Origin of the sequence: Aurantimonas coralicida DSM 14790 (genome assembly GCF_000421645.1) — a bacterium.
Classification (GTDB): Bacteria; Pseudomonadota; Alphaproteobacteria; order Rhizobiales; family Rhizobiaceae; genus Aurantimonas; species Aurantimonas coralicida.
Map to the genome: position 1 here is coordinate 146,589 of NZ_ATXK01000010.1, position 8,249 is coordinate 154,837.

Annotated in this window: 8 protein-coding genes and 1 pseudogene; 6 read left to right on the forward strand and 3 right to left on the reverse strand. The window is 65.1% G+C overall.

Annotation, left to right across the window (positions count from 1 at the left end; all coding sequences use genetic code 11):
• The first annotated feature begins 21 nt into the window (after positions 1–21).
• The 5 genes from H536_RS22780 (at position 22) to H536_RS0118215 (ending at position 5,160) form a co-directional block, all read left to right on the forward strand.
• A complete protein-coding gene (locus H536_RS22780; RefSeq protein WP_024351809.1) occupies positions 22–1,086 on the forward strand; it encodes an alpha/beta hydrolase in 1,065 nt (354 codons plus the stop codon).
• Positions 1,087–1,241: 155 nt separating this feature from the next.
• On the forward strand, positions 1,242–2,231 hold the full coding sequence (locus H536_RS0118200; protein WP_024351810.1) for an aldo/keto reductase: 990 nt from the start codon (positions 1,242–1,244) through the stop codon (positions 2,229–2,231).
• 16 nt (positions 2,232–2,247) lie between these two features.
• The gene (locus H536_RS0118205) at positions 2,248–2,841 is read left to right on the forward strand and encodes a flavodoxin (protein WP_024351811.1); all 594 of its coding nucleotides are present in this window, start codon (positions 2,248–2,250) and stop codon (positions 2,839–2,841) included.
• Positions 2,842–2,906: 65 nt separating this feature from the next.
• Complete coding sequence (locus tag H536_RS0118210) at positions 2,907–3,899, forward strand: aldo/keto reductase (protein ID WP_024351812.1); 993 nt, start codon at positions 2,907–2,909, stop codon at positions 3,897–3,899.
• Between the two features lie 97 nt (positions 3,900–3,996).
• On the forward strand, positions 3,997–5,160 hold the full coding sequence (locus H536_RS0118215; protein ID WP_024351813.1) for an aldo/keto reductase: 1,164 nt from the start codon (positions 3,997–3,999) through the stop codon (positions 5,158–5,160).
• Positions 5,161–5,302: 142 nt separating this feature from the next.
• Here H536_RS0118215 and H536_RS25210 read toward each other — a convergent pair.
• A pseudogene (locus H536_RS25210) lies at positions 5,303–5,550 on the reverse strand (cupin domain-containing protein); the annotation flags it as partial.
• A 148-nt stretch (positions 5,551–5,698) separates the two neighbouring features.
• On the opposite strand from H536_RS25210, the gene H536_RS0118220 reads away from it, so the two are divergent.
• Positions 5,699–6,709 carry a 3'-5' exonuclease gene (locus tag H536_RS0118220; protein WP_029703596.1) on the forward strand — a complete coding sequence of 337 codons (1,011 nt, stop codon included), beginning with the start codon at positions 5,699–5,701 and terminating at the stop codon, positions 6,707–6,709.
• A gap of 63 nt (positions 6,710–6,772) precedes the next feature.
• On the opposite strand, the gene H536_RS0118225 is transcribed toward H536_RS0118220, so the two are convergent.
• Both H536_RS0118225 and H536_RS0118230 read right to left on the reverse strand, forming a co-directional pair.
• A complete protein-coding gene (locus H536_RS0118225) occupies positions 6,773–7,864 on the reverse strand; it encodes a hypothetical protein (protein WP_024351815.1) in 1,092 nt (363 codons plus the stop codon).
• 40 nt (positions 7,865–7,904) lie between these two features.
• Positions 7,905–8,249, reverse strand: a 345-nt coding sequence (locus tag H536_RS0118230; RefSeq protein WP_024351816.1) for a transposase, incomplete at its 5' end; no start/stop codon positions are given.

Here is an 8,249-nt window from a genome sequence, read left to right on the forward strand (position 1 = left end):
TCTTCGTCACGGACATCAACGATGAACTGGTCCAGCACCGCTTCCGCCGTCTGCCTGACCGTTGCCTCGCTCGCCCTGGTGGGGGCCACATCCGCTGACTCCCCCGTCGACGGGGACGAAGGCACCACAGAAGTCGAGACGATCGCCGCGCCGACGAGCGACCATCTGTCGGCCGACGACACCATCGGCGACCTGCTGTCGCACCCGGCATTCGAAGGCTTCGCGCCATCGATCCTGCCGTGGGACGGCCGCCCGTACGATCCCTCCATGAGCCTGCGGGGGATGCGGTCGCTGATGCCCTACCACAGTGAGGTCGATCCCGAGGGTGCCGTCGCGGCGCTCAACCGCATGATCGACGACGTGAACGACGGAAACCGGGTGTTCTACGATTTTTACGAAGGAACCCGGCCGAAGAACGGCCCGACGGTCGATAGCACCGGCCTGTTCTACTTCCGCAGCGTGCCGGGAGCACCTTTCGCCATTGTGGCGCCCGGAGGCGGATTCTCCTATGTCGGCTCGTTGCACGAAGGCTTTCCCTACGCACAGGAGATCAGCCGACAGGGGTACAACGCCTTTGTCCTGCGATACCGGGCCGGTTTGGGCGGCAGGCTCGCCACCGAAGACCTCGCGGCTGCCCTGTCCTGGATCGTCGACCACGCAGAGGAACTTGGGGTCGCAAGGAAGGGATACGCGCTGTGGGGCAGCTCCGCCGGCGCGCGCATGGCGGCCTCGATCGGATCGCACGGCGCCGCAGCGTTCGGCGGCCAGGATCTGCCGAAGCCATCGGCGGTGGTCATGGCCTACACGGGCCATTCGGACCACGCGGCCGATGAGCCTCCGACATTCGTTGTCGTCGGTGAAGCCGACGGCGTCGCTCCCCTTTCGAGAATGCTTGAGCGGGTCACCGCCCTGCGCGAGTTGGGCGCCGAAGTCGTTTACCGGGAATACCCGGGTCTCGGCCATGGCTTTGGTCTCGGCACGGGAACGCGGGCGGCGGCCTGGATCGACGAGGCGATCGGGTTCTGGGAGCGCTTCGTGGAGCCGAACCGACGTCCGTCGAGAAGGGCTGCGACGCCCGTTGACTGATTAGGGCTGCTTCTAAGCGTTAGAACATTCTTCCGGCTAATCCGCTGTCCGCCGCGGGCCTACATCACCCCCAACACCAACACGGACTTCACCCTGCGGGTCGCGGTCGGCGGCTTCGATGCGCGTGCTCGCGGTGAACCAGAAGGAGATCCGCCATGCGGAAGCGTCAGTTGGGAACGAGCAGCCTGGAAGTATCCGCGATCGGATACGGCTGCATGGGCTTTGCGCCGGTCTACGGCACCGCTCCCGATGCGAAGGTGGGCGTCGACCTCATCAGGCAGGCCGTCGATCTCGGCGTCACGTTCTTCGACACCGCGGAGGTCTACGGGCCCTTCACCAACGAGGAGATGGTCGGCGAGGCACTGGCCCCCGTTCGCGATCGCGTGGTGATCGCCACGAAGTTCGGCTTCACGTTCGGCGAGGACGGCAGGCAGCAGATCCTCAACAGCCAGCCCGACCACATCCGCTCGGTCGTGGACGCCTCGTTGAAGCGCCTGCGGACCGACCACATCGACCTTCTCTACCAGCATCGTGTCGATCCCGACGTGCCGATCGAGGACGTCGCCGGGACGGTCCGGGACCTGATCGCCGCCGGCAAGGTGGGCCATTTCGGTCTGTCCGAGGCGAGGGCAGAGACAATCCGCCGGGCCCACGCGGTCCAACCGGTAACCGCCCTCCAGAGCGAGTACTCGGTGTGGTGGCGCGAGCCGGAAGCGGAGATCCTGCCGATGCTCGAGGAGCTCGGCATCGGCTTCGTGCCGTTCGCGCCGCTCGGAAAGGGCTTCCTGACGGGCGCGGTCGACCGGGACACTAAGTTCACCGAAGGCGACTTCCGGGCCAGCGTGCCGCGCTTCTCCGACGACGTTCGCGAAGCGAACCTCGCAGTCGTCGACCTCCTGAAGGAGATCGCCGCCGCCAAGGCGGCGACGCCCGCCCAGATCGCCCTGGCCTGGCTCCTCGCGCAGAAGCCATGGATCGTCCCTATCCCCGGCACGACCAAATCGCATCGCCTGAAGGAAAACATCGGCGCCGATGCCGTGCTGCTGTCCGCCGACGACCTCGCCCGCATCGACGGAGCGATGTCGCGGATCGCGGTACAGGGCGACCGTTACCCGGAGCACCTTCGCGCCCGCGTCGGTCGCTGAGGCTGGAGGCCATCATATGAGCTCGACCCGTTTATCCCGCCGAAGCCTGCTGGCCGCGTCGACCCTGCTGGCGCTTCCAACGTTGGTCGCGACAAGTCCCGGAAGCGGCGCACGCGCACAGGGGTCGGCCTCGCGGGTTCTCGTCGCGTACTTCTCCCGCTCCGGCAACACGCGGGTGATCGCGGGCCAGATCCGCCGGGCAACCGAAGCAGATGAATTCGAGATCCGCCCCCGTCAGCCCTATCCGGCCGACTACGAGGAGACCGTCGCACAGTCGCATCGGGAGCGGGACGCCGGTTTTGAGCCGGAGCTGGAGAGCTCGGTATCGGACCTGTCACGATACGAAACCATCTATCTCGGCTTTCCGATCTGGAGCGGCACCGCCCCGCCGGTGATCCGCTCGTTCCTCTCGCAGCACGACCTGTCCGGCAAAACCGTCCTGCCGTTCATCACGCATGGTGGCTATGGCCTCGGCAACAGCGAGGAACTCCTCGCCGAGCGCGCCGAAGGTTCGCGCCTGGCGAGAGCCTTCGCGCTCGAGGCCGACCAGGAACGTCGCACCCTCGAGGAGGTCACTGACTGGCTCGAACGGTCGCCGCCGGTTCGCTGACACGCCTTTCCGCTCTCGAACTTGGAGAGCCTCCTTTCAACGCATTCGGAAGCAAGACCATGACGATCAAGCATCGCACGCTGGGCAATGGACTGGAGGTCTCCGCCCTGGGCCTCGGCTGCATGAGCATGACCAGCCTGTACGGCCCGGCTGCCGACAAGACGGAGATGATCAGCCTGATCCGCGCGGCTCATGACGAGGGTGTCACGCTGTTCGACACGGCCGAGTCCTACGGTCCGTTCAAGAACGAGCGCCTGCTCGGCGAGGCGCTTGCGCCGATCCGGGACCGCGTCGTGATCGCGACCAAGTTCGGCTTCGACATCGATCTCGAGACGGGCCAGCGGACCGGCGGAACCAACAGCCGTCCCGACCACATCAAGGCAGTCGTCGACGCCATGTTGAAGCGGCTGCGGACCGACCGCATTGACCTCCTGTACCAGCACCGGGTCGACCCGGTGGTCCCCATTGAGGACGTCGCCGGGGCCGTCAAGGAACTGATTGCCGCAGGCAAGGTCGGACACTTCGGCCTGTCGGAGGCGGGCGTTCCGACGATCCGCCGCGCTCACGCGGTCCAGCCTCTCACGGCCGTCCAGAGCGAGTACTCGCTGTTCTGGCGTGGCCCGGAAAGCGAACTGCTGCCGGCGCTGGAGGAACTCGGGATCGGGTTCGTTCCCTTCAGCCCGCTCGGCGCCGGCTTCCTGACGGGCAAGATCGACGAGGCCACGCAGTTCGATCCGACCGACTTCCGCAACAACGTTCCGCGTTTCTCGCCAGAGGCACGCAGGGCCAACCTTGTCCTCGTTGAACTGCTGCGCTCGGTGGCGGATCGCCGGGGAGCGACGCCGGCTCAGGTGGCGTTGGCGTGGTTGCTCGCCCAGCGGCCCTGGATCGTCCCGATCCCCGGCACGACCAAGCCGCACCGGCTTCGGGAAAACCTCGGGGCGACCGAGGTGGATCTCACCGAGGCGGATCTGTCCGAGATCGAAAGCCGCGCCGCCCAGCTCGACCTTCAGGGTGAACGCTTGCCGGAAGCCGCGCTGCGGATGACCGGACTCTAGCAACGCGCCCAGAGGCGCCGGCACGACCGGCCCCTGGCATCCGACCGCGCAGGCGGAACACGGCGCAACCACACGAACTCTCACGAAAGGATCTGACATGACGAACAAGCGAGGACTTCAAATTGGCCGCCGCGGCCTCCTTCTTGCGGCAGGAGCCGCCGCCGCCGCGCCGCTTATCGGACGCGCCCATGCGCAGGCTTCCGTCGAAAGTGGCGGCGGCAACGGCGGCGCTGCATCGACGGCCGAAGTAGCGGGGCGCAGGCGGCTGGGCTCGCTGGAGGTCTCCAGCATTGGCCTCGGTGTCCAGAACATGCACCGGACCTACACGACGCTGGTCCCGTATCGGCCGGAGATGCTGAACATCATCCGCGCCGCCTACGATCACGGCGTGACCTTCTTTGACACGGCCGAGGCGTATGGCCCGCATGAGGATGAACGGATCCTCGGCGAGGCGATCGAGTCGTTTCGCGACAAGGTGGTGATCACCTCCAAGTTCGGCTGGGATGTCGATCTTGAGACCGGCGAGCGGCGTCCGGGGCTGGTCAGCAAACCGGCGCGCATCAAGCAGGCCGTGGAAGGCATGCTCAGACGCCTTCGCACCGACCGCATCGATCTTCTCTACCAGCATCGCGTTGACCCGGACGTGCCGATCGAGGACGTCGCGGGGGCGGTCAAGGACCTCATGGACGAGGGCAAGGTCCTCCACTGGGGCCTCTCCGAAATGGGTTTGGACACGCTGAGGCGGGCGCACGCCGCCTTACCCGTCACCGCCGTTCAGAACGAGTACTCGATGCTGTGGCGCGGGCCGGAAGACGAGGTGATCCCGCTATGTGAAGAACTCGGCATCGGCTTCGTGCCGTGGAGTCCGCTCAGTGTCGGCTTCCTGACGGGGGCCATCGACGAGCGAACGCGCTTTGCCGAGGGTGACATCCGTGGGATCGAGCCCCGGTTCTCGCCGGAAAACCTGCCTCACAACCTTGCGCTCGTCGAACTCGTGAAGAGCTGGGCGGAGCGGAAGGAAGCCGCCCCGGGGCAGATCGCCCTGACATGGCTGATGGCGCAGAAGCCTTGGATCGTCCCCATCCCGGGCACGACGCAGATGGCGCACATGCTCCAGAACGTCGGCGCGACGGCAATCGGGTTCACGCCGCAGGAGTTGGAGGAACTGAATGCCGCGGTCGCGGCCATTGAGGTTCGGGGCGCGCGGCTTCCCGAAGCAGTGCTCGCCTTCTCAGGCGTCGAGGCGCCGCCGAAAACCTGATTCTGGACCAGGAGCTCCCTTCAGCGGGTCGGAGCCTCCTGACTTAGCGATCCTGACGGAACGTCCGCAGCCAACTTGACTGCGGACGTTTTTGGGTTTGGGCGCGCGAGTCCGCGAGATGTAGCGCCCCGTGATGGACCACTCAGTCGGGATACTGATCGTTAGTAACGAGTTCGAGCCACTCGACTGTCGAGCCGTCGACACTTTCGGAAAACGCGATATGGCTCGTCGCGTTATCGGGTGAGGCACCGTGCCAGTGCTTGACCCCGGCGGGATTCAAACGGTGTCACCCGCCCGGATTTCCTGAACCGGTCCCTCCCAACGCTGGACCAGGCCGACACCTGAAAGGACGATCAGGGTCTGGCCGAGAGGGTGTGTGTGCCAAGCTGACCACCGCGAGCGAATTGTGGGGATAGTCCCGTGGCGCACTATTGCGCTACACGAGTCTCACTCGATGATGTTGTCCCACCATGGTTTCAGACCGCCTGTCTCCCAATCTCGGTCGACCCTCCTCGCCGTTGCCCACCGGGGTGTCCTGATGGGGCAGCTTCCTCCGGCGGCGGCAGGGAGGCAGGCCGACTTGTTCGCGGAGACCGCAGCGAACGACGACGCAGTCGCCCCGCCCCTGCCCTACCCTTCCACTCGCCGTCCCCAGGTGGCCGCCTTCCCCGCGGACGAGGAGATGGCCAGCCGCCTTGAAGAGACCGGCCGCTACCGTGTCCTCCGGCAACTTGTACCGCGACCCGTCGAGCCGATGCCGTGCCCGTGGCCGAACGGCTTGAAGCTCGGCGTCCTCCTCGATACGGAAACGACCGGACTGAACCACGCGACGCACGAAATCATCGAACTCGGTATGGTAGCCTTCACCTACGACGACGGAGGAATCCGTGACGTCGTCGGCGTGTTCTCTGGCTTGCGCCAACCGAGTCAGCCCATCACCGCCGAGATCACCCGGATCACCGGCATCACGGACGAGATGGTCCGCGGGCAGGTCATCGACCTCGACGTTGTGGAGCGCTTCATTGAGCCCGCCGACTTGATGATCGCGCACAACGCGCGCTTCGACCGTCCGTTCTGCGAAAAGCTCGCGTGCGGCTTCGATGTGAAACCGTGGGCATGCTCGGTGTCCGAGATCGACTGGACGTCACTCGGGTTCGAGGGAACCAAGCTCGGCTACCTCGTCGGGCAAGTCGGGCTCTTCCACAACGGCCACCGTGCCGTCGACGACTGCCACGCGCTGCTCGAGGTCCTAGCGGGCCCGTCGCGGGTCGACGGTGCCGTTGCCCCCTTCGCGCAGTTGCTGGTATCAGCCGGGCGCGCGAGGCTGCGCGTCCATGCGGTCGCCTCGCCCTTCCACACGAAGGATGTCCTGAAGGCGCGCGGCTACCGCTGGGCGGACGGTTCGGACGGTCGCCCCAAGTGCTGGTGGCGGGAGGTCGACGAGGACGCCTTCGACGACGAGGACTTGTTCCTGCGCGAAGAAGTCTACGGCGGGCACTCGGAGGCGATTGTCCAGCGGCTGACGGCTTGCGAGCGTTTCAAAGCCTGAACTGTCTTAGCCATAAGCCGACCGTCATCACCGCCTCCGTCGGGCACGAGCGAAATCGGACACTCAGGTCGCCCCCGTTCCATAGGTTTCTGCATAGTCTGCCACCGCCGACCTGATCAGGGGGCGCATGACGGTGACATAGCTGTCCACGCGTTCAGCGAGCCAACTGAACGCGCGTGCCTTGTTATCGGGGTGTGAGAGCGGTCCGAAGGATGCATGCTCGCCGATGCGGTTTCTGCCGTACGTATCCTTGGTCACTTCGGCCGCTCCACCGAGTTGCGGACCCACGGCAGCGAAATCTTCGACCAATCTGTCGGAAGCGTATTCCCCCGCGCTGTTGCGGGTCGCTGACAGGAACAGCCCGACCTCGTTCTTCCGCATGTCACGGTAGACGGTCAGCCAACTGCTTCCACCGGGCGCGGGCATCATGACATTCAGGTATCCCTGCCTGGGGGCCCGTGGGATCGGCTGTTCTGGATCACGAATACGAAGGACAGGGAGGAACTCCTTCCAGAACGCCTGCTGTATATCACCGAGGGCTTGGCGGTCGGGATCGACCTCGTGGCTTTCCCCGTCCGAGGCGACGTCCTGTACGACGTGACCGTCGGGTACCCCAACAACATTGCGCGTCACAATCGCCGTCCGGACGAGCACGCGCGGAACGACCAACTTGTCGCCGTTCGGCATTACATAGACGGGCATCTCCACAAGACCGAGTGAGAAATGGAGGCCCGCGTGGCGTTGTAGGTATTCGGCGATAGCCTCGACCCCCTCGCGAATCCCATCGCCGACGATGAGGAGGAGGAACCGCCCGCGGCGTAGGTTAAGGGAAAGGGCGTCGTTGAACTCTATCTCGTCGACGGACGCGTCCGCCGACCGCACAAGATCGAGAACGGCGTTGCCCTCTCTACCAAGCCGACGCCCTACCTCACGCTGGAGATCGGCAGACGTCCAGCGGCTGAGCTCCTTGGCATAGTCTAGGATTTGTCCGACGACCTCGCGACGTCCTTCCGGATTTCGCCAGAGTTTGCATTCCACGAGGATCGGCAACCCGGACGGGGTAACCAACAAGTTGTCGATCGCGCCCGCAGGAGTCACCAACTCTCGGCAAATGGAGACCGCACCCGCGAACATCGGGTCGATCTCCGCTGTCATTCGGCGTGCAATTTTGGGTCTGACGCACTTTCGATGACGATCAGGCGGCGCCGAGCAAGCGGGCCTCAAGAAGATCAAGCTTGGCGCGCCCGTACATTTGCCGCTTCACGAGCTTGAGCTTGTTCACCTGGCCTTCCGTCTGGCCGTTCGACCACGGTTCGGTAATCGCACCCTGCACTGCGGATGCATCCTTACTGATGCCGCGAGCGAAGGACGCCAACAAACTTCCCTCGGCATCGTGAATCCAGGACGAAAGATCCCCGACTTCTCGACTGCGGATCATGGCATGAAACCGGTCGATCAACTCTCTCGCCTTGGCTAGGTTGGGCACTCCGGCTTCGATCGCGGCGACCGTGACCGTCTCGGTCTTCGTCAAATGATCTCG